The organism is Ameyamaea chiangmaiensis, from assembly GCF_013376175.1.
Classification (GTDB): domain Bacteria; phylum Pseudomonadota; class Alphaproteobacteria; order Acetobacterales; family Acetobacteraceae; genus Ameyamaea; species Ameyamaea chiangmaiensis.
On the sequence record NZ_JABXXR010000007.1, the window covers coordinates 1 to 20301 of the forward strand.

22 protein-coding genes and 1 tRNA gene are annotated in these 20301 nt (G+C 62.6%); 5 read left to right on the forward strand and 18 right to left on the reverse strand.

Features of this window, described 5'->3' with window-relative positions; translation table 11 throughout:
• The 4 genes from HUK82_RS01930 to HUK82_RS17645 form a co-directional block, all read left to right on the forward strand.
• Positions 1-724 (forward strand): mitochondrial fission ELM1 family protein (locus tag HUK82_RS01930; protein WP_176612346.1); only part of this gene is annotated, 724 nt, incomplete at its 5' end.
• Between the two features lie 3 nt (positions 725-727).
• Entirely contained in the window at positions 728-2617 is a 1890-nt protein-coding gene (locus HUK82_RS01935; RefSeq protein WP_176612347.1) for a hypothetical protein, read from the forward strand.
• 80 nt (positions 2618-2697) lie between these two features.
• Positions 2698-2772 (forward strand) — tRNA-Val (locus tag HUK82_RS01940).
• Positions 2773-3515: 743 nt separating this feature from the next.
• Positions 3516-3725 carry a KTSC domain-containing protein gene (locus tag HUK82_RS17645; RefSeq protein ID WP_176612348.1) on the forward strand — a complete coding sequence of 70 codons (210 nt, stop codon included), beginning with the start codon at positions 3516-3518 and terminating at the stop codon, positions 3723-3725.
• Here the strand turns inward: HUK82_RS17645 and HUK82_RS01950 are convergent.
• The 9 genes from HUK82_RS01950 to HUK82_RS01990 are packed head-to-tail and all read right to left on the reverse strand — an operon-like array spanning position 3712 to position 8592.
• Positions 3712-4002 carry a hypothetical protein gene (locus HUK82_RS01950; RefSeq protein WP_176612349.1) on the reverse strand — a complete coding sequence of 97 codons (291 nt, stop codon included), beginning with the start codon at positions 4000-4002 and terminating at the stop codon, positions 3712-3714. The genes HUK82_RS17645 and HUK82_RS01950 overlap by 14 nt on opposite strands.
• Positions 3999-4763 (reverse strand): hypothetical protein, encoded by a 765-nt coding sequence (locus tag HUK82_RS01955; RefSeq protein WP_176612350.1) that lies wholly within the window; start codon positions 4761-4763, stop codon positions 3999-4001. Before HUK82_RS01955 ends, HUK82_RS01950 begins: the two co-directional genes overlap by 4 nt.
• Entirely contained in the window at positions 4760-5287 is a 528-nt protein-coding gene (locus tag HUK82_RS01960; protein WP_176612351.1) for a hypothetical protein, read from the reverse strand. Before HUK82_RS01960 ends, HUK82_RS01955 begins: the two co-directional genes overlap by 4 nt.
• Entirely contained in the window at positions 5284-5850 is a 567-nt protein-coding gene (locus HUK82_RS01965; RefSeq protein ID WP_246495159.1) for a hypothetical protein, read from the reverse strand. Before HUK82_RS01965 ends, HUK82_RS01960 begins: the two co-directional genes overlap by 4 nt.
• The gene (locus HUK82_RS01970; RefSeq protein WP_176612352.1) at positions 5843-6043 is read right to left on the reverse strand and encodes a hypothetical protein; all 201 of its coding nucleotides are present in this window, start codon (positions 6041-6043) and stop codon (positions 5843-5845) included. Before HUK82_RS01970 ends, HUK82_RS01965 begins: the two co-directional genes overlap by 8 nt.
• A complete protein-coding gene (locus HUK82_RS01975; protein WP_176612353.1) occupies positions 6040-6456 on the reverse strand; it encodes a cell wall hydrolase in 417 nt (138 codons plus the stop codon). The genes HUK82_RS01970 and HUK82_RS01975 overlap by 4 nt, the downstream gene beginning before the upstream one ends.
• The gene (locus HUK82_RS01980) at positions 6453-6749 is read right to left on the reverse strand and encodes a PIN domain-containing protein (RefSeq protein WP_176612354.1); all 297 of its coding nucleotides are present in this window, start codon (positions 6747-6749) and stop codon (positions 6453-6455) included. Before HUK82_RS01980 ends, HUK82_RS01975 begins: the two co-directional genes overlap by 4 nt.
• A gap of 5 nt (positions 6750-6754) precedes the next feature.
• Positions 6755-8278, reverse strand: coding sequence for a hypothetical protein (locus HUK82_RS01985; RefSeq protein ID WP_176612355.1), 1524 nt, complete (start codon positions 8276-8278; stop codon positions 6755-6757).
• Entirely contained in the window at positions 8278-8592 is a 315-nt protein-coding gene (locus tag HUK82_RS01990; RefSeq protein ID WP_176612356.1) for a hypothetical protein, read from the reverse strand. The genes HUK82_RS01985 and HUK82_RS01990 overlap by 1 nt, the downstream gene beginning before the upstream one ends.
• 146 nt (positions 8593-8738) lie before the next feature.
• Here HUK82_RS01990 and HUK82_RS01995 point away from each other — a divergent pair, with 146 nt between their 5' ends.
• Positions 8739-9029, forward strand: coding sequence for a hypothetical protein (locus HUK82_RS01995; RefSeq protein ID WP_176612357.1), 291 nt, complete (start codon positions 8739-8741; stop codon positions 9027-9029).
• Here HUK82_RS01995 and HUK82_RS02000 read toward each other — a convergent pair.
• From HUK82_RS02000 to HUK82_RS02040, 9 genes are all read right to left on the reverse strand, one after another.
• Positions 9026-11446, reverse strand: coding sequence for a lytic transglycosylase domain-containing protein (locus HUK82_RS02000; RefSeq protein WP_176612358.1), 2421 nt, complete (start codon positions 11444-11446; stop codon positions 9026-9028). The two genes, HUK82_RS01995 and HUK82_RS02000, sit on opposite strands and share 4 nt — an antisense overlap.
• Entirely contained in the window at positions 11424-12950 is a 1527-nt protein-coding gene (locus HUK82_RS02005) for a hypothetical protein (protein ID WP_176612359.1), read from the reverse strand. The genes HUK82_RS02000 and HUK82_RS02005 overlap by 23 nt, the downstream gene beginning before the upstream one ends.
• Positions 12950-13687, reverse strand: a complete 738-nt coding sequence (locus tag HUK82_RS02010; protein WP_176612360.1) for a hypothetical protein — start codon at positions 13685-13687, stop codon at positions 12950-12952. Before HUK82_RS02010 ends, HUK82_RS02005 begins: the two co-directional genes overlap by 1 nt.
• Before the next feature lie 415 nt (positions 13688-14102).
• On the reverse strand, positions 14103-14417 hold the full coding sequence (locus HUK82_RS02015) for a hypothetical protein (RefSeq protein ID WP_176612361.1): 315 nt from the start codon (positions 14415-14417) through the stop codon (positions 14103-14105).
• The gene (locus tag HUK82_RS02020; protein WP_176612362.1) at positions 14405-14878 is read right to left on the reverse strand and encodes a hypothetical protein; all 474 of its coding nucleotides are present in this window, start codon (positions 14876-14878) and stop codon (positions 14405-14407) included. The genes HUK82_RS02015 and HUK82_RS02020 overlap by 13 nt, the downstream gene beginning before the upstream one ends.
• Positions 14875-15963 (reverse strand): hypothetical protein, encoded by a 1089-nt coding sequence (locus tag HUK82_RS02025; protein WP_176612363.1) that lies wholly within the window; start codon positions 15961-15963, stop codon positions 14875-14877. The genes HUK82_RS02020 and HUK82_RS02025 overlap by 4 nt, the downstream gene beginning before the upstream one ends.
• Before the next feature lie 368 nt (positions 15964-16331).
• Positions 16332-17975, reverse strand: coding sequence for a hypothetical protein (locus tag HUK82_RS02030; protein ID WP_176612364.1), 1644 nt, complete (start codon positions 17973-17975; stop codon positions 16332-16334).
• Positions 17972-18820, reverse strand: coding sequence for a hypothetical protein (locus tag HUK82_RS02035; RefSeq protein ID WP_176612365.1), 849 nt, complete (start codon positions 18818-18820; stop codon positions 17972-17974). Before HUK82_RS02035 ends, HUK82_RS02030 begins: the two co-directional genes overlap by 4 nt.
• A 168-nt stretch (positions 18821-18988) precedes the next feature.
• Entirely contained in the window at positions 18989-20281 is a 1293-nt protein-coding gene (locus HUK82_RS02040) for a P22 phage major capsid protein family protein (protein WP_176612366.1), read from the reverse strand.
• Positions 20282-20301 lie beyond the last annotated feature (20 nt).

A 20301-nucleotide genomic window follows, 5' to 3' on the forward strand; every position in this document is an offset into this window, starting at 1 on the left:
GGTGGGCGGCAAGAGCGCGGCGGTGGCCGCCGCCCTGCGTGCGCCGGACCGGCCCGTGATCCAGGTGCAGAACCCGCGCATGGCGCTGTCGAAATTCGATCTGGTGATCGCCAACCGCCATGACGAGATTTCCGGCCCGAACGTCGTCCTGACCCGGACGGCGCTGCATCAGGTGACGCCGGACGTCCTGGCCGAGGCCCGCGCGGTCTGGGCGCCGCGTCTGGCGCATCTTCCGCGCCCGCTGGTCGCCTGTCTGGTGGGCGGGACGAATGGCCGTTACACGCTCGACCCCACGGCGGCCGAGGTTCTGGCCCAGGGACTGCGCGAGGTGATGGAGTTTGATCGCGCCGGTCTGGTGGTCACGCCCTCTCGCCGTACTGATCCCGTGGTCCGGCAGCTTCTGGAAGAAAGGCTGTCACCGCGCGGGGCGTGGGTCTGGGATATGACCGGCGAGAACCCGTATCTGGGGCTGTTGGCCTGCGCGGATCGGATTCTGGTGACGATCGACTCGGTCTCGATGATATCGGAAGCGGTGGCGACGTGTGCGCCGGTTCATGTCATCCGTTTGCCGGGCACGTCACGCCGGATCGAGTTGTTCGTCCGCGAACTGACTCTCGCCGGGCGTGTCCGTCTCTTTGACGGTCGTGCGGAGGACTGGCCGGTCGAGCCGCTGGACGATACGCCACTGGCCGCGGCCGCGATGCGCCGCCTTCTGGGGGAGTGAGGAATGCTCGATATTCGCACCTATGATGCCGCGCATGGCGGCAATGCCCTCTACAAGGCGCTGGCGCATCCGCTGGCGGCCGAGGGTCTTGCGGCCCTGGCCGGGCGTCTGTCGGCCAGCGGCCCGTTCGCGGTCTACGATCCCGAGGGTTTCGCCCGGATGCTGTTCGCCCTGCACCCCGAACTGGTGCCCGACGCGGGCGTCTTCGTGCATGACATCGATCGCGTGGGTGAGGTCATTGCCGGAGCCGCGCCCGCCCGTGCGCTGACGGAACTGCCGCAGGCCGATGCGGCCACCGTCCTGATCGCGTCCTTCGACGACGGGCGGATGCTGCCGCGGGTGCGACCGCTGCTGCCGAACGGCGCGGCGCTGGAGACGCTGACGGCGGCGCGCATTCCCGATGCGATGCTCAGCGTGCCGCGCGCCTATCTCGATCGGCTGAATTTCGCCACGAATTACGCCTTTTTCCGCGATGCGGACGGGCTCTCCACACGTCTGGTCACCGCCAATTACTGGGCGAACTACGACGCTCCGGCGGTGCAGCTGTGGCTTCGGCTGTTCGATGAGGCAGGGGCCGTGCTGTGCACGTGGGAGCAGTCCGTGCCGACGGGACCAGCCGGAATCGTGATCGACAGCGCGCAGGTCAGGGCCCGCTTCGGGTTGGGCGCGTTCACCGGGCAGTTGTTCGTCCATGCCATCGGCGTACGTGGCCATGATGTCGTGAAATACGCGCTCGAAACCTATGGGAATGACGGCAATCCCAGCCTGTCGGTGACGCACGATGCCAATGCGTGGCCGTCCGACCGCTATGCCAACCTGCCAGCGCCCGCGCCGGGCGAGCATGTGGTGCTGTGGCTGCAGAACAGCCACGCGCGGCCGATCGTGCCCGGTGACCTCGCGCTCAATCGCATGGGAACGGATGAACAGGTGCCTGTGCCGGTCGGGATCGGGCCCTATGCCACGCTTGCGCTCGATGTCGGCGCGCTGGTTCCCGACCTTGCGTGGCCCGCGCAGATCGAGGTGCGCACCGGGCGCCATGTCGTGCGTCCCCGTTATGAGATCACGGCCGACCGCCGCACGCGCATCGCCCACCTGAACGTCGAACGGAACGACCTGCGGCCGGAACCCGCGATCCGCGCGTTGCCGGAGGCGGCGTTCGGGCGGGGCTTTCTGCTGCCCTTTCCCATCCTCGATCCGAAGCGTTATCGCTCGATCGTGCTGCCCGCCCCGATGTCTGAGGCACTCGAGACCCTGCCAGTGCGGATCGACTGTTTCGATGCGGACGGCCGCCCGACCGCAAGCCGCTTTCTCGGCTGCCTGCCGCGCAATCACGCCGAGGCGCCGGACATGGCCGACTGGGTGGACGAGGCTGGACATGGCGAACTGGTCTACGATTTTCGCGATGGCGGTGACGCCGACGGCTGGCTGCACACGCTGGTGCGTTACCACGACCGGCACTCCGGTCATGCCGCCGAAAGCAGCTTTGGCGCACATATCTTCAACACGCTGATGACCTGGCGGTCCGAGCCGCAGTCCTACAGCGGGCCCGCGCCCGGGTTGACCACGCGTCTGTTTCTCAAGCTCGGCCGGCCCGACGCGGACAGTTTTGCGTGGCTGATCTATCCGGTGTCGCGCAACTGGCACGCGTTTTCGGACACGGGCCTGACGCTGCATGATGGATCGGGCGCCGAAATCGCGCAGGCGACCCTGAAGATTCCCGCATCGGGATCGCGCATGGTGCGCCCGGGCACCCTGTTCGGACACGCGGCGCTCGCACGCGCGGGCGAGGATGGTTATGTGCTGATCCGCGATCTGACCTGCCGCCTGTTCGGCTATCACGGCGTGATGGACGATGGCGGCCGCTTTTCGCTCGATCACATGTTCGGGTTCTGAAAAAGCGACAGAAACGACGAAGCGGGGGGTGAAGGTGCTTGTCAGCCCCGTCCACCCTTGCTAGAAGGCGCGCATCGGATGGGTGCGTAGCTCAGCGGTAGAGCATCGCCTTCACACGGCGGGGGTCACAGGTTCAATCCCTGTCGCACCCACCATCCGACTCCCGGTTTTCTGCGATATTTTGGTTCCGTAGGCGCAGCCGTTGCGTTCTTTTCGGGCCATTCCGGTACGCTGAGGGCCGCCCCGAATCACCAAAATCCGTGCCAAATCCGTGCCACTAAATGGGCGCGACTCGCGACGACATTCCCCTTGTACTCCACCCCCGACCCATGCGATTCTGCGCGGGTTGCGGCAGCCCGGATGGACGGGCGGTGTTCAGTAGCGTTGGGCGGCTGTGACCCCATGGCCGAGTAGGATGTCGATATCGGGCCCGGACGACGCACATACCCAACAGCCGGTATCAAGCCCGGCCCGCAGCACCCCTCCCTCGCGCGCTGCTATATTAGGGTGTGGCGCGTGAGGGAGGGATTCCCGTTGTGTATCAACGGTGAGCATCAACAGCGCTTGTGTATCGCGAAGCAGCGTTTTGTGAGAGACAAACGCCAACTTGTAAGGATTGCTTACAGGTTCAACTGTCCGGAAATTCCGGATGGTTGAACCGACTACGAATCAAAACAAAATGTGAACGGAAAGAGTGCGACTCGGGGCTAACCCCTTGTTTATGAGTCACAAAACATTTATTCGGAGATTTGATACGCGAAGAGGCCGGATTGCAGTCCGACCCCTTCAGCCACCACGCGCTCGAACCGCCCGGTGGGATACCGCTGCGTAACACGCCGTGTTTAGCGGAGTGAAGCGGAATTGGTCAAGGGCGGCTCTTTTTCCTTGAAAGACCTCTATGCCGACCTTCCCCGCTTCAACATCTGTTGCCAGCGCAGACTACAACCCGGCCACACGTGTTCTTACGATCCAATTCAGGGGAAGTGGCAAGCATTACAGCTATCACGGCGTTCCTCAGCCCGTTTACGATGGACTGCTGAACGCCTCGTCGAAAGGACGATATTACGATGCCTTCATCAAGGGCCGCTATACCTTCAGTCGATATTGACTGTCACGGTGGCGGGCCCTGACCGATCGCAAGCAACAGCGCCGTTGATCGTTACGACGATACGATCTTCGGGGCTAACGGAGCGAAGCGTGGATACGCCTTCCCGGCTGGAAAGTTCGCCTTGGATAGCGTGCGTGTAAAAGCCTTCAAGACCGATGCCGGATGACCCTTGCTTCTTGTCGATGGCCGCCTCATAGCCCCCACAATCGCAAGGCCCCGGTTCCATTGCCGGACCATTGTGAACGGCACAATCGGACCAGTGCTTCATCGTGCTCACCCCGCCAGATACTCCCTATTCGCCTCGACCAGCGCACCCCAGTCCCCGCCCATAAGCGTCATCCCCGACGCCGGGACCAACTGCCGCCATGCAACGCCGTGGCACTCCATGATCCGCGACCGGACCCAGCGCCACGTCGCCTGACGGATCGTCCCCCACGTCAGCAGTGAGACCAGATCGGTATCCGCCGTCCCGGTGTAACCCCACGCGAGAAGACAGTGGCCGCCCCATGACCCCGGCGTCTGATCGCCCGGCGTCGTGGTGTCGAGCACGCCGTCGCCCTGATCCGCGATGGCCAGTTGCACGCCCAGATACGCAGCCCCCATCGACGCCATGATGTTGCGCATGCCGTTGAAGTCGTCGGGCTCGGCCGTCCCCCAGATCGGGAACAGGGTCTCGTTCTCCAGCGCGTAGCCATTGCGGCTGGCGTAGGTCAGCACGTCGGACTCGATGCCGCCCTGGTCGGTGCTCGGATCGGCGGGGGTGTAGCCGGTCGACCGCTCGTAGAACTGGATCGCGTCCGCAGTACGGACACCCACCTGAAAGCCGCCCAGCGCAGCCGTCGCGCGGATATGGTTGCCGAGCCCGGCCGACGTGCAGTCGCCGAGCGTGTCGTTCCCCAGCATCAGCGGGGCCGGGTCGATGTGGTCGCGCAGCAGCCGGGGCGGGGCCTGCCGGGCCATCATGCGCAGGGATGGCGCAAGGCGCGGCTGTCCTGGGCGGACCTGCGCGGGCAGGGCGCCGAGTTGGGGAAGTGTCATGGGTTCACCTTGGGTGCGCGGACAGTCACGGCTGGACGCTGTGCGCGGGCGAGACGCGCTGTTCCCGCCGGCGGCTCGGCAATGCGGCCTGCGCGGTAGAGATCATTGAGAAGCTGCTCGCCAGTGATGAGGCGTTTGCTCTGCTGAAAAACGCCAGCAGCCGCCAGAGCGTCCGCGACGTATTCGAAGCAGTAGACGTGCCCAGGCCGCTGCATGCGCTCGATGCGGAAGGCCCAGCCGAGCATGGCGAGTACGTCGTAATCGCTCCCGACCATGGACCGGCAGTAGGCGAGGGCGCGCGCGGCTTCGTCATCGGACAGGCGAACCTCCAGCGCGAGCCCCTGGCGCGGCGGCATGCCGAACGCCGGGTCGTTCTCGGCCACGGCCACGATGTGCGGGAACGTCGCGCTGTAGATCAGGCCGCCCAGTTCAATCGTGGCGTGGCTGTAGTCGGACTCCAGCCGCCAGCAGATCAGGCGGCCGAAGGTGTCGCTCGGGTGATAGAGCCGAACGACCGCTGTCATACGGCCACGTGCAGGATGGCCAGCGCCTGCGCCTCGGTCATGGTCGCGCCGACGCGCCGGGCCGTCACGACGCCGAGCAGGCCTTCGAACACCGACACGACCGTCTGGAGCGCGTCGAGCGCCGTCGTGGCGGTCGACAGGGCCGACGATCCCACTTTCGTGTTCGCGCCGCTGACGGCGGCCGCCAGGTCAGACGCCACCGCCTTCAGGTCGGCGAGAACGCTGTCGATCGCCGTCTTGAACGACGTGCTGTCATACGTGACGGTGACGCTCGATCCGGCAGCCGTCGAGAACGCCGCCAGCGACGCCGACAGGGCAACGGCCGCTGCCTCGATCCCCGCGACGGCCGGCGCACCGATGGCGCTGGCAATCGCCGCCACTGACAGGATGGTCGATACCGCGTTGAGGCCGGCGGCCCCGTACGCCTTCACCTTGGCGACGTTGACGGTGATGGTCGTCACGTTGCCGTCCCGGGTGATGGTGCAGGCCGCAAGAGCCGTAGCACCCGCCAGAGCAGCGAGACCACGAAACGCGGTGCGGCGGGAAAGCATGAGTTCAGACATGGCCGATATCCTTCTTGCTGGCATCATCTGCATTCGCGGCATGTCCGCCGTTCTGCGCGATCTGATTGACGAGGTTGTAAATGGGCAGCCACTTGCTGCCGTCTGCCGGGCGCGGCCAGAACCGCGCGACTACGGCACAGACGGACACGCAGGCCGTGCCGATCAGGGCAACGTCGGAAGCATTGAGGCTCACAGTCCATTTCCAATCAGGCCGACGCGGTAAAACGCGTGGTGGCCAATGATGATTTGAGGGGTGCGACCGGACGCCCAGCGCGGGCGCGCGCTTGTAGTCGCGTAGTAACTGTCCGATCCTCGCGTCACATCCGGAAGCTGATGGGCCTGCGCCTTGTTCGCCATCGACAGCGCATAACGGAACAGCGGGTCTTCGTCGGTGACGGCGCGCGCTTTCGGGCCGTTCGGATCTTCGGCATCCCAGCACGAGAACTGATTCTCGCACTGGCACACACTCGCCATATCGTGCCCCCACCAACCCGGATGGTCGGCACGGTTGCGGATGACGTTCAGCACGGCCTGCATCCCGGTCGTGCCCTCGCCGCGCGCTTCGCCCCAGGCCGTACGGGCCGCGATATCGATCGGGTCGGTCATGGCGCGGCTCCCGACAGATGGTTGATCAGGGACGCGAAGCCGGAACAGGACGTGATCACCAGAACCCACTTCACCCAGCCACGAAGGTTTCCGATGCCGTCCACCTTCGCTTCCAGGGTCGAGAAGCCCGCGGCGATCTTCTTTTCGTTCGCATCAGCGCGTGCGCGATTCTCGCCGTGCATGATCATCATCTTGTCTGAGAGATCGCGTTGGCCCGCTCGTATCTCGGACGTTGCTGTCTCGAGATTCGAAATACGGCGCTCGTGCTCTTCGATACGGGGATCAGGTGCCATGGCCGTCACCACGTCGCCAGCGCCACACGCTTCCACGTATCCGTGGCCGTGCAGACGTAGTGATAATTGGCGTCGTCACCGAACTGGCCCTGCGTGCAGGCTGCGGTCGAGGAGGCTGGGGTGATGAACGTCTCGTAGTAGGTGGGCGCCCTGACGCCGGCGTCGATCCCAACGGGCGACGAACCATCCATAGGCCACGTCATGAACGTTCGGTTCGCGTTCATGTCCCGCAAGGCCAGGAGGGACGGGTTCGTCCACCACTCGATGTGGAAACGGTTCAGGCCGTGGCCGTAAATGTTGAGTGCCGTTTGATCCGTGTCACCGGAGCCGGGAGACGCGATGATGTTCCATACGCCGTCGGTGGCATACTTTGCCCGATCAACGTAGCCGTCGCTGTCCTTGCCCACGATCCCGTGGCCGTTGATGTCCAGATCGGCCTGCGGCTGTCCGTAGGGACCGCCGATGTTGATGCCGACTCTGCTGAACAGGCGATCGACCGCCAGCACGGGCGCATTGTAGTAGTTGCCGTTCGCAAAGCCGCCGTGGGGATAGATTTCGACATTGCCCAGGCGGTTGAAGATCATCTCTTCTTCCTGGTCCCACACCGGTGTCCCGAACGCGACGATGGTGCCGTTGGTCGTATCCTGAGACGTCCCAGTCACTGCCGAAGCGGACGAATACCCGTCCGGCGGCGTCAGCGTCAGCGTGTTGGTCCCGGCACCGCTCGCGATAACGGTTCCGGGCATGATCAGGCCGAAGCTGTAGGGCGCGTAGATGCTCTGCCCGTTGATCCCCGCGGGGAACGTGCAGCCACTCGGGTCCGCGCCGGCTGTCAGCTTCTGGCAGGTGATCTTGTTGCTGCCGGATGTGAGGACGGCGTAGGCGTATTGAAACACACCGCTCTGAAAGTGCATCCCGGACTGCTGGATCGTATAGGCGGGTGCGGCAAAGAGCGTGCTATTGCCATGCTTCCAGAAGTTCGACGACTCAAAGAAATTGTAGCCGTAGTCGTTCCCCATTCGCAGGGAGGCGCCATACCCGGTCGCCCCATGCTCGGCCATCTCCGCAAGGGGGCTGTAGTAATCGTGCTGCCGGAAGGTCATCGCGGGAAAGCCGGTGATGTCCTCGTTCTGGAGCGAGAACCCATTCGTGCCGGGCATCCGCTGATCCAGCGTCAGTTCGTTCGGGTAGTCGACATTATACGTGAACATCGGGCCGACGCCGGTGTAGGGGTTCATATCCGGATCGGAAATCATGAGGCCCGCGACATTGGTGGGCGGAGACGTCAGAGATGTCACCACGTCATGGCCGCCTTTGACGCGCACCATGCTCGAGACGACCGGCGCGGTGAGGTTGCCGCTGCTGTCGAGGGAGGGGATGCCGCCGGGCGCTCCGATGGCTGCCTTGAACTCCTGCTTCGACAGCGGCGCGCCACCACTGAAGAAAGTCGGGTCGTTCCAGGTGGCACGCGACTGTGCGTTGGCAATGGCGGGGATCAGAACCATGGCCGCAAGAAGAAAGCCGCGCATCAGTTCTGCACCTGCGCGCTGGACGCGACCGAAAGCCATTTGTTCGTCAGGCAACGCGCGACAACGCCCGTGCCCGCGCCAGCCGCCTGCATCGGCGTTCGGCCATCTGTCACCAGCGCAAGCGCGCCGTCCGAGCAGGTCGCCGGCAGCGACGCGAGAGGAAGCGCCTGGCTGACCGTCAGGACCACGAACGGCTGCGACGTGACACCCGATCGCTTGCCATTGGCGAAAACCTCAACCGGGTTCGCGGCCTGCGTCTGGGCGAATGCGGGGACGGCAATAAGAAAGGGGACGGCGAACAGTAGTCGGCGCATGAGCGGGAATCTTGTGCAGATTGTGACCCGTCACACGCAGAGCGTGCCGTGCAGGGAGTCTAGTACGGCTGGGGGTGTCGCAGCAAGGAGAAAAGGCGAGCAGATTCCTCTTCCGTTGGGCGACCGTGCCAAGCTAACATGGCTCCATGATCCTCCTTTACGTCGTCGCTACGTTCCTGTTCTTTCTTTGGTGGGTCAGAGGCGATTTTCTACCTGCAGCATTTTTGGCATTCGTCACTGGCGCGCTTCTTCTAGTGCTCCTTTATGTCGACCACGCAATGGGAAGCAAGGATCCGCTCTCTATGCTCGAAGATGGGAATACGCCGTTCTTGGTGGCGGCATTTCTTCTGTCGTTCGCGCCTCGATACATTCGCGCCCAGATCGAGCGCCGCCGGGAAGAGCGATTGCACGGACTGCGGATCACCCCGCGCCTCTAACGCCCGAGCAGGTGATTGATCACCTCTTGGTCGGTGCGTTCCATATTCGTCAGTCTCCGCGCTGCCAGTGCATGCCCCAAAAGCGCGTTTCCAGTGTGCAATGCCGTCCCGACAGCGCCCCCGGTCAGGAGGCCCCCCTCATGCCCGGCCAGCACGCCTCCGATCGGGCCAAGAAGGCCGCCGACATGGCCGCCGCGCGCCTCTTTTGTCCGCTGCGTCATCCCGGCCTTGAATGTCTTTGACGCGCTGCTCGATCGTCCGGCTGCCTGAATTTCGCGCTCGGCGAGCATGTCACGATAAAGCGCGCGCAACCGACCTTCCTGCTGGGGAGTGACTGCATCCGTTCCTTTGCTCGCAACGGACACCTCGTTCTTGTCGATCTGGCCGATCAAACGCTTGAGAGCCGTATAGTTTACGACCTCGCCATTGGCGGCGTCGTTCGAGGCTTGTGTCAGCCCACGCGACTGGAGAAAGCGCATGCTGTCGATATCGCTGGAGCGTTTCGAGTATCCTTCCAGATAGTCCCGGAATCCCGGCGCACCCTGGTCTATATGCTCAGCCAGATCGTCCATGAATGGCGACAGTCGAGAGGCCGCGGCGCGCATATGCGAGGACTCGGATGCGGCGGCCTGCTGGAGGCCGTATCCGATCGCCTTGCGAACGTTCCAGAGATTGGACGGCAGCGCTGTCCCGCCTTCGTCAGATGCGTCCGCCAGGGCCGCTTTGGCGCGTGTAAGCGCCGTCTTGACGGCATCGTTGCCTCGGCTGTCCCCAATATGCCGGTCGAGGATTGCGTGAAGCTCGCCGGTCGGCACAGCCTGTTCATCGGCGAAAGCGGCTTCCCGGCTCTCGCGTTCAAACGCGGTGCGCTCCCGTTCAAGGTTCTGGATCTGCTCGGGAGTGCCGATGGTGCCCCGAAGGTGCGCGGCGTAGGCGTCGCTGTTCGCAAGGTCGAGCGTGCGGAACGCATCCGGATAGAGATCGCGCAGGTTGTCTTCCAATGCCGCGAGCTTCACATCGCGCGTCTTCGTAGCCTGGGTATGGAGGACGCCAGGAATCTGCGCCTCGTAAAGTCGGGTTCCCTTCGTCCCGCTGAATGCGCTGACAATCGCCTGCGCGGCAGCCTTCGGGTCTGTGAACGCGCCGATCTTGGAAACGGCCTTGGTCTGTGCGCGCTCTTCAGCTTTCTGCTCAGCCGCCGTTTGGGGCTGCACGCCCGGGGTGCCCGGTGCCGCTTTGGGTGCGTCTGAGCTATCCCCCATTGGACCTGAAGCGCTTTCAGGTGCGCTGCGAGGCGCGGTCTCGGTTTTCACACCTTCCGGGTCCAGGTAATTCAGCGCACGAGCAAACGAGTTTTTGACGCGGCCGCCGACGGGCACGAGGGATTTCCCGACAAGGTGCCCAGCCGCGCCGAGACCGAGCGAAACAGCCGCTGCATGGAAAGGGTCATCGCCGCCATCCAAGGCCGCCTGCGTCCCGCCCGCAAGGGCATTGTTCGCCCATCGCGTGGCAGAATTGCCTTCCCCCTTCAGGACATTGGCCGCGATCCGACCCGCTCGACTGCCCTCCAGAAGGGTTGCCGCAGGGCGGATGACGCGCCCCCCCAGACCGGCAGCCAAGAGGCCGCCACCGATTGTGCCGACCGTATCAGACAGGCCGCCGCCGTAATCATCGGCTCGGGAAGCCTCATCGGCGTTCTCTGCGGCCTCGATCTTATCCGCGACACGAGACGCGGTCCGTGACAATGGATTATCGATCCGGTGCCCAGCCGAGGAGAGATAATCAAGAAGGCGAGCGACACCGGCGCCTGTGCGGTCGATTTCACGCCCGGCCGCATTGACGGTATCGTTCGCAATCGTCGCCGCCTTCTCAAGTCTGGACTGTTCCGGCACTTTCGTTTCAAGCCGCCCCTCAGGGGCCCAGCCATAAATGTCGTCACCCAACGTCGTCGTCTTGCGCCCGTCGCCCTCGTCCCAACCATAAACGCTATCGTCCAGCGTGGCGGCCTTCTTGTGCGCATCCTGCTTTGCGGAGATAGCGGCCATATTGCTCATTACCTTGCCGCCATAGGCGCGCGTTTCGGGGTTACTCCATCGCCGCTCGTCGGTCCCGGCATTATAGGCCGCCATCGCGCGATGTGGGTCGCCATAGCGGCGAAGATTTTCGTCCAGCAACCGGGCCGCGCCATAGATCGATTCAATCGGGTCTCTAGGGTTAACCGCCAGGCGCCGCGCCGTGTCCGGCATCAATTGCATGAGCCCGATAGCGCCGGCCGGGCTCTTTGCCCCCGTGTCGCCGCCACTCTCTGTCTGCGCAATGGCCCGGAGCCATCGCTCGTCTATATCGTATCGGCGCGACGCGGACGCGAACGCTTCATCGACCTTGGGTTGCAGTTCATCGGCCACTCTGCGCCTCATACGCCGCAATGATCCGATCGCGCTGCTGCGGCGTCAGGCCATAATCGTATCCCTTGTCTCGGGCCGCGCGCGCCATACGGTAGACGGAAGACGCATACTGCGCCGGGTCTTCGATATGGCTCTTGGCATATTCACGACCTTCCTCTGGACCCAACCGCTGGATCGTGGCGAACCGCGGGTCGAAATTCTGGTCATAGTCAGCGAGGGCCGACAGAACCTTGGTCGCATCCTTCTGGCCGGCAGCCACCTTCTGCCGTCCCTGCTGATACAGGGCGGCCGTCAGCATCTCATTGGTCAGGGCGCGCGCGGCTGTGGGCGTCATTTCCATGCCTGGTGTGATATGCTCCAGATCAGCAAGGCCAGCGTTGGTATGTGGACCACCGCCCCCGTCCATCATCTGCTTGCGCAAGGTCGTGCCGGCCTTGTCGATTTCCTGCGCCAGTGTCGCATAGCCCGCCGCGTCTTTGCCGCCGATCCCGAATTTGCTCACGTTGTTCGTGATCTCTTTGAGAGTGCGCGAGCGCGCGTCTTTCGGTACTGCAGCCAGCAGCGCGTCCAGATTCCGCAGCGTCGCGATATTCTGCGTCACGTCGGACTGCTGCGCCGCCAATGTGTTCTGGACTGCCTGCCCCGTTTTGTACTGCTCGTCATAGCCACTCGGGGAGCCGGCCATAGGCTCCGCTCCACCTCCCGCGGTGTCGATGCGTCGTCCGGTAAATGTGCCGTCACCGGCGGCCTGTCGCAGTTCGGATGCTGGGCGATAAACGGTGATCATCTGCCCCGTTGTGGGGTCGCGCATCGTGACGGGAACCAGCGACGCGTTACTCTCGGGCCCGACCTGCTTCTGGACCACTCCAGCGGGCGTAAATGCACCGCCATCCATTTCAGATGCCTGCGTTCCGGTTTGGATATTCTGTCCATCGTCAACGCTTGTTGGCGTTCCGAAGACGCGGCTAGCAGCCTCTTGCCCCATATGAGCGGTGAATGCGCCCTTAAGCGCTTCGACACGCTGCGCCTTTGTCGGAAGTGCCACAACCTGTGCTGCGATGGCATTGATCTGAGGAGTTGCAGCGGGCGTAAGCCGCGACATAAACGTCGCATAGCCTTTGACGTTGGCGTCGGTGGGGTCAGCGATAACACGCCCCATTCCGTCAGTAGCCGCAGTGCTGGCATGTCGTTGGAACGAAAGCTGCGCGTCCTGGTTATCGATCGCCTGCTTTTGCTGGCTCCGCAGGGTTGTTACGGCTTCCGGCAACCCGAACTGCCCGGCGCTTGTCGATCCCAATTCGCTTTGAACGGCCGGGATGTCATATTCGCCCGTCAGCGCGTTGTAATGATGCGCGTAGGCAGCACCCCGCGCCATCTGCGCATCATATTCGCTCTGCCGGATCTTGTTATCCAGCAAGGCATTCTTGACGCCGAGCGCTTGTGCCGCGATCTCAAACGGGTTGGCTGGCTGCGGCGTATAAGGGTGGGACAGGGCGTTGGTGTCGAAGCTGGCCATCAGCTGTATCCTGCGTTGAGGTAGTTGTCCCAGTTGCTGGCCCCGGATGAGCTGGAGGCACTTGGCGAAGTGGACGCGCCCGAATTCCCGAGAAGTCGATTGTAGGCTGCGTAGGTAGTCGCCGTGTTCCCTAAAGCGCTCGCGCCTCCTGACAATGCGTTCCCGATCCCTGATGTGGCCGCCACCGAACCTGTCGCGCCCTCCATGAGGGCTTGGTTGCTTGCTGTGGCTGTGTTCAGTGCATTCGCGGCGCTCGCGCCAGCCGCCTGAGACCCATATCCAAGAAGTGCATTTTGGCGGTTGAACTCGTTCGTCAGGTTTCCCTGCGCCGAACTGTTCGCCGAAAGCTGGTCATTGAACTGGTTCTGATACGTGCTGTCTGCCAGGCCGCTGGCGTATGTCGACGCGCCCTTGAGGGCGGCCCCACTGTTCGCCAGCCCGCGCGCCGCCGCACTGTTCGTGGCCGCCTGCTCGCCCTGCGACAGATTCCACTGATACCCGGGCGTCTGTTCAAGCGTCGTCTGATTGAGGGCGTTTTCCGCCTTATCGATGTAGGACGTGTCGTTTGAATTATACGCCTGATTGTTCGACATCGAACCGAGGTAGTTCGTGCCTACCGCGACGTACGGGTTGTAGTAGTCCTGCGCTGCCGAGCCGCCAGCGCTGATGTTCTTCGCCGCTGTCTGCCCGGCTTGAGACGCCGCTTGCCGCGCTTTCTCAAGCTCGTTCACCTGCATGGCGGTCGACGCGGTTGTAGCCGCCGCTTGGGCCGCCCCCCCGATAGCGCTTCCGATTCCCATTACGATCTCTCCAATCGGTAGCAGGCAGTCAGACGGCTGGTTCCGTCAGGCCATGGCAGAACGGCGGTCATGAAATGAACAAATCCCAGCCTGACAGCATTGATGCGCGCAGCCCTGTGCGCCGCTTCCATGACGCCCACGAGAACAAAAACCGAAGGGTGCTCGTCCCAGAAGCGCTGTATCAAACGCGAAAATGCAGCAAGCGCAGGCCGACCACGTTGGGATTGGGATGCGCCACAATGCACCTCCCATGCGGTTTCGCTTATGGGAATTGCGGCCGCCATTACGTCGCCCTCACGATAAATCTGTGCGTGGCATGGCGGCTCATGGCCAAGAAGTTCGGCAGCACTCATCACGACAGCAGATACCCATCGATGATGATGTTCAGTCCGTTCCCTGATGCCTGAATGGCATCACCACTGGTCAGCACCCGGGCCAGTTCAGGCGCAAGATCGGTTCCGTCTGATGCGATGGCCCGTGCAGGAACGATAGCGAGAGTCGTGCCGCCGCTCCGCTGGATACTGATCGTCAGGCTGACAGCCGCGCTTGTCGGATTGGCCACCACGACACTGGTGATGACGGTTGTCCCGGCGCCGGCGGTGTAGATGGTGGCGATATCCCCCGTGAGGGTTGAGCCTTTGACGAGGTTCTGGGCTACGACGGCCATTTGCGGGTCATGACCGCGAAGGCCATGCTTTCATCTGAGGATGTCCCGTCTCGGGCGTTACCGCTCGTCGTAGCGTGGATCGTACTCAATTCCTCGGCAATTTCCAAGGCTTTTAACGCTCTCGCCTCGATCTGCTGTGCGCGGCCAAGTGCCATCACCGCAGCATCGAGGGCGCGCTGCGCGAGTTCGATTGCAACTGATGATCCGTTGAAGACCGAGAGCTTCGCGGCATCATCAGCCGAGCGGGATGCCTGGTCCGCCGAGACGATTGCGTGTTGTGTCCCGAGGGCAGCAATGTCTGCCTCCTGCGACAGGAACGCGCTGTCCACGCCAGGGGCATAACCGGTGCGGGCCCAGAGGCGCTGAAGGAACGATTGTCCCTGCAGCGTAAGCGAGCCGTCAGGATTGCACAGCTTGTTGCCAATGAACGGCGCGTTGAGGTCTTTGGCCGCGGCGCTCATGTGCGCACCGGGTCGATATCGATGAAGGCACCCATGAGTGCCGTCTGCGCCTGTCCAGTCCAGGTAATCCGGTAGACGCGATCACGCGCCATGCCGAGGCGCCAGAGCGTCGGCCATACATTGCCGGACGTGCCGAGCGTGAGTTCCCGCGGCGCTCCGAATGTTTCCCCTCGATCGTCGGACCAGTCGACTGCGATCGAGACGCCGCTCCCGTTCTGCATGTCGAGGCCGAATTGCCGATGGATGCCGCGCCGACCGTTGGTCAGCAGGTGAGGGAAGGAGCGCTGGCGTTTGATCGGGGTTCCCGCATCGTCAAGCGCATCAACGCTCACCTGATAGATGGCACCATTCTCGCGATCACCCGCCCAGACCTTGCCGTATGCCGCACACCAGAAAAGCGGGCGGACTTGGGTCTCGTTGCCGTCGCTATCGAGCGCACAGCGCTCATGCCACAGACCGGTCGACACGTCGTAAACCCATGTCGACGGCTGGCCGGGCACCGTCAGAACGTAGAAGACGTGCCCGTCCTGCTGATACACGGACGCCACAGCGCCCGACAGATCACCCATGTCCTGAAGCGCGCCATCTACCGGGAAGGTCGAGACCGGCGCTGCAATCGTCTGCTGACCTAGATAGACGCGTGCATAGCCGTCTCGGTCCTGGCCCAGCCACATGATGCCGCCATTCATGGTGTTCGGCGTCGTGGGAATGGTGCAGATCGAGTATGGCGCGACGCAGCCGGCCTCGACAGTGACGCCCTGCACGCGCTGGAACGGGAAATCAGCGGCTCCGCTGTCGTACCAGAACTCGGTCTGCCAGCGGCCGAACAGCCAGATATATTGCCCGAGAACGGCAACGCCGATGATCGTGGACAGGCTCGTGCTGTCGCTGGCCACGTAGAGGCTATCGAACGGCGTTGTGCTCTCGTCGGCGAATTGCGCCGGGCTGGTGTACCAGTTCGTCGTATCGGGGTTCACGAACAGGAAAAACGTGTCCACGATCGCAATCGTGGCCGACCCGTAGAAAGCGCCGTCACTGATCTGGACAAGGGATCCGTATGTTCCCGAGCCGGGCTTCGAGGGCATATCGCAATACCACCCGCCGGTCGCTGTTCCATCCACTATGAACAGCGTAGTTCCGTTATCTGACATTCGTACTGGGGTGGCATAGTCGCTGATCGTGCCGATGACCGTGGTCGTGCCATTCCTGTTCAGAAGAAGAACGCTTTGCCCCAAGACAAATATCGCGTCGCCCTGCGTCGTCTGGTAGGCGCACCGGCATATGCCGCCTGGCTGCGTTACTGTCGTGAGGCCGGGCGTCGGGTAATATGCAAACCGGACAGGCTCACCATCGTCTGCCGGAACTGGCTCTCCATACAGGTTCAGGACACGTTGGGCCGCCACAGAGACGGCGCGTGCGTCATACGACCCACCGGAGAGGTTGATGCGGGCCATCAGTGCGGCACCACGTTTCCGCCGGTCAGATTGTAGGTCGTCTGGTCAGTGTTGGCGGTATCGATCGCATACAGGCCGCTACATCCACGCGCCGTGCTCGTGCCAAGCGTCACATACCGCACACCCACGCCGATATAGAGGCCGGACATCGTATTTGCGTCTCCGTCCGTATTGCCTGCGCCGACTGAGCAGAATGCCATGTTGCTGATGTTTGCGCCGCTGCCATCCATGTTGGTTGCGGCGAAAAGCTGGATCGCATATGCGCTCGTCGCATCGGTATTGCCGCAATTGGCGATCGTCGAGCCGGACCAAACCAGGTCTGAGACGCGCGAGACGACGCATGCCTGATTAGCTTTCTCGATTTTCCCTCCGAAGACCTTGAACATAGCACTCTGGAAGCGCGACGAGTTGAACACGATCAAATTGTTGGAAGGGGTCGATCCATAGCACTGCGGAGAATAGAACTCGACCTCAGACGCATTATCGACGCTGATGCATCCCACCGCATTTGCCACGCCGTTCGTGTTGTTGCTCTCAACTTCGACCCGGCTACCATAAATGAATCCTGGGCATGTGCCGATCTGGCTCGAATTGTAGCAATCGACCTGAACGCCGGTTGAGACCTGATTGAAAACGAGACGGTCCATCCATACGGTCTGCACGAAATCTCCAATATGGAGCGCCACGGCCGGCGGCGTGTTGATAGTGGAGTTCAGGGCCGCAGACACATTGAGGTCGGAAAGCTTGATCACGTCCGCGCGCGTCGCACATCCTCCCACGTTAGCCGAGCACCCACTGTCCGACCCGGTGATATTAATCGCGACACCACCCAAAAGAGTCTCGTTGAACTGGCTGTGGTAGATGCCGATATCTGCCCCCGCATACACGTTGACCGAATGCAACATGAAATTGGTTTCGATGTTGTGGACCTGGCAGCCGTAGCATTGCGTCACGCTGACAGCGTAGCCGGTCTGGCTCGACGTGTTTGCGCCCCAGATCGAAAGATGATCCAACTCGCCCTGATAGAAATAGCGATCGCCCGTTTCAACCGGAGCATTGAAATTGAAGATTGGCGCGCTACCAGATCCGGTCACGTGCAGGATGGTCGCGCGTACGCCAGCGCCCCCGACATGCACACCTTCACACGGCACAGTTTCACCCGATGAGGCGGCTATGTAGTAGTGGCCAGCAGGAATGAAAACGTATCCACCGTGACCGCTGATTTTGCAAACCAGCGTTAGGGCGGCCTGAAGGTACGGGGTGTCGTCCTCTGTGGTGCTCTCGGCTCCCGTTGCGCCGAAGTCTTTGAGCGACACGGTATCAGTGAGACGCGCCTCCAGCGAGCGGGCGACATTCCCTATCCACCCCGGTGAATATTTGATGATGGGCGACAGAATGCACATCGCCGTCGTAATGCAATTTGCATTGGTCGCGATAGTTGATGCCGCCGTCCCCCCGATCGTGCTGGCCGCATCGATAGTGGCATTCGTCAGCTTTCCGTTGTTTGCGTCGGCCTTCGTCGACAGCGCCCAGTTCAGACCAGTGGGGCCATCCAAAGTGACACGGCGATCCATCTGGGGAATGGATTGCGCCCACGACATGACCGGGAACAGGAGCGCGATGAGGAAGAATATGCGCTTCATAGCTTCTGGATCTCCAGACCCGGCCAGTAGAACGGGTTGCTGATGGGGGTTAGGATCGACGGCATCCCAAGCGTGGGGATCTGTGTGTTCGAAGCCCTGATGGTGCCGAGTGACGATTTCGCGAGTGCCGTTACCGTTGGTGATGCCTCCTGACCGTATGACGGCGCAAGGCGCGCGGCCAGACACCACATGATGGCATCCCAATATTCGGGAGGCAGGTTGATGGGGCTTGTCAGGCTGAGGTCTGTCTGAAGCGGCTGCTTAAACAGAACATGGAATTCCCAGATTGCGCCCGTCGGTATCGGCCACGGGTAGAATTCTCCCATGGGGAACACAGGATTGTAGAACGCGTAATTGGGCCATGACCGAAGCGCCTTGAGGCCAAGGCCAGCATAGTCCTCGTATGACTGGATGATTTCCAGTGCGTAATCGATTGGCTGCACACCAGCATCGAGGCCATTGACGGGGGTTGCGAAGTCCGCCGCGGCGAAATCGGTAGGTGCGAACTCGCCCTGCTCAGAAAGGGGAGCGCCATTGAGAAGGCGAGCATACGCGCCCTCGATCTTGTCGGGCCGAACCGGCGTGTCGAGATCGCCGCCCGGCCCGATATAGTAAACGCTCGTGCCTGTGGACGGAAACGCCATGTCGACCAGATTTGGCACAAGCCAGCGCCGGCGCTGCCACTGTGCTAGCATCATGTTCAGATGCATGACGCCGGACGCGAGCCCTTGCGGGTCCATGTTCATCCCACCAACGCCGACGCCCAACTGCTCGAGCGCCAGGCCGACAAGATCAGAGACGAGATAACCGCTCGTGCCGGGTGTTCCGTTACTGCTGCCTGACATTGGGCGGTCGTCCCTTGCGCCGTGTGACGGGCTTGGGCGAGAGGTCAGAGCGTGATGGCTCCGGTTCTCCCGCAAAGCGAGCGCGCACCCGCGATTCCTCGTCAGCGCTCCTGACGGTCACGGTCGTGAAACCGTCAGGGGCAAAGATCGAGCGCGGGTAGCGGCTCATCAGCCGACCAGTTCCGGCACGATGACGCACCAGTCAGGGCGCAGCATGCCGATGCCGTAAAGCACGTCGAGACGGGTTGCCCGCGTATCATCCGACCCGTTGTAGTAGGTCAGGGTGCGCAGGCTGACCCCGTCGAGCGACGCGCGGCCGCAATCGACGACACCCCGGTCCACCATTTCCAGATCGACCGTCGCCAGCGTCATGGCGCGCTTGCTGTAGAGCATGTTCCGGCGGATAATCGAGCCGGCGGGTGCCACCAGGGTGATCGCCGCATCGGCCGCCGGCGCAGCATCGACGGTCTGATACGGGACAGGCCCATTCGCGCCCGGCGGTATGATCGCCGGAGAGAGCGGGATCGACGTTGCGCCGGATGCGCAGTTCGCGAGAACCACGAACTGCTGCGGGATGTGCAGGCTGTTCTTGTTGACGCGGTTGATGCGGTTGACGCCCGCGATGGTGATGATGTCGCCAGCGTTCAGCGTGCCGTTGATGGCTGAGGTCGTGAGCACGGAGGAATGCGGACTTGCGCTGGAAGAGATCGTCGTGACCGGCGCGCCATTGGGCGTGTAGTTCCCATACGCGCCCGTTGCCGTCGCCTTGCTGTCGTACGAGCCCGTCTCGCTGATCGGGACGGTCTGGTCCTGCATCCACTCGCGGACGCCAAGGATCTTGCTGCCCATCTGGCCGTCGCGGGTCTGCGTCGACACGGTATTGCCGGGGTTGAAGAGCCCCATCATACCAGCGACCGTGTTGGCATCGGTCATCGGGTCCAGCACCGCATAGCGATCATCGATCGGCGCGTTGCAGGTCGTCAGAAGCGCTTTGGCCCGCAACCACGTCTGGGACGAGGGCGAGATCAGGTTGCCGTCGCTGTCGAGGTTCACGACCATGTTCGACGCCTGAAGGGCGAGCGTCATGGCGTCGGACGCCACCTGGCCGACCAGCGCATTGACTGCCGGGGCGATGTAACGACCGGAGAAGTCGTCCATGTTCAACGTCCGCTCCTGCGTGGAGAAGGACATCGGGACGTTCTTGCGGTAGTTGATCACCAGTGGGATCGACCGTTCGGCGGTCGCTTCCGGATTGACGGTCGGGCCGTTCTGCACGACGTAATCGTTCGGCAGGCGCACGTTGATCGTGTCGCCGATCTTCGCTCCGCTCCGAGCGAACTGGTCCTGATATTCGCGCGAAACGTTCTGCACGAAATCGTTGGTGTTGCGACGGATCATCAGCGCTTCGCGCGTGATCATCGAGTTGTTAATGAGACTGTTGGCCACGGGTTCGGCTCGCATTGCATGGCGCTCTTGCGCCT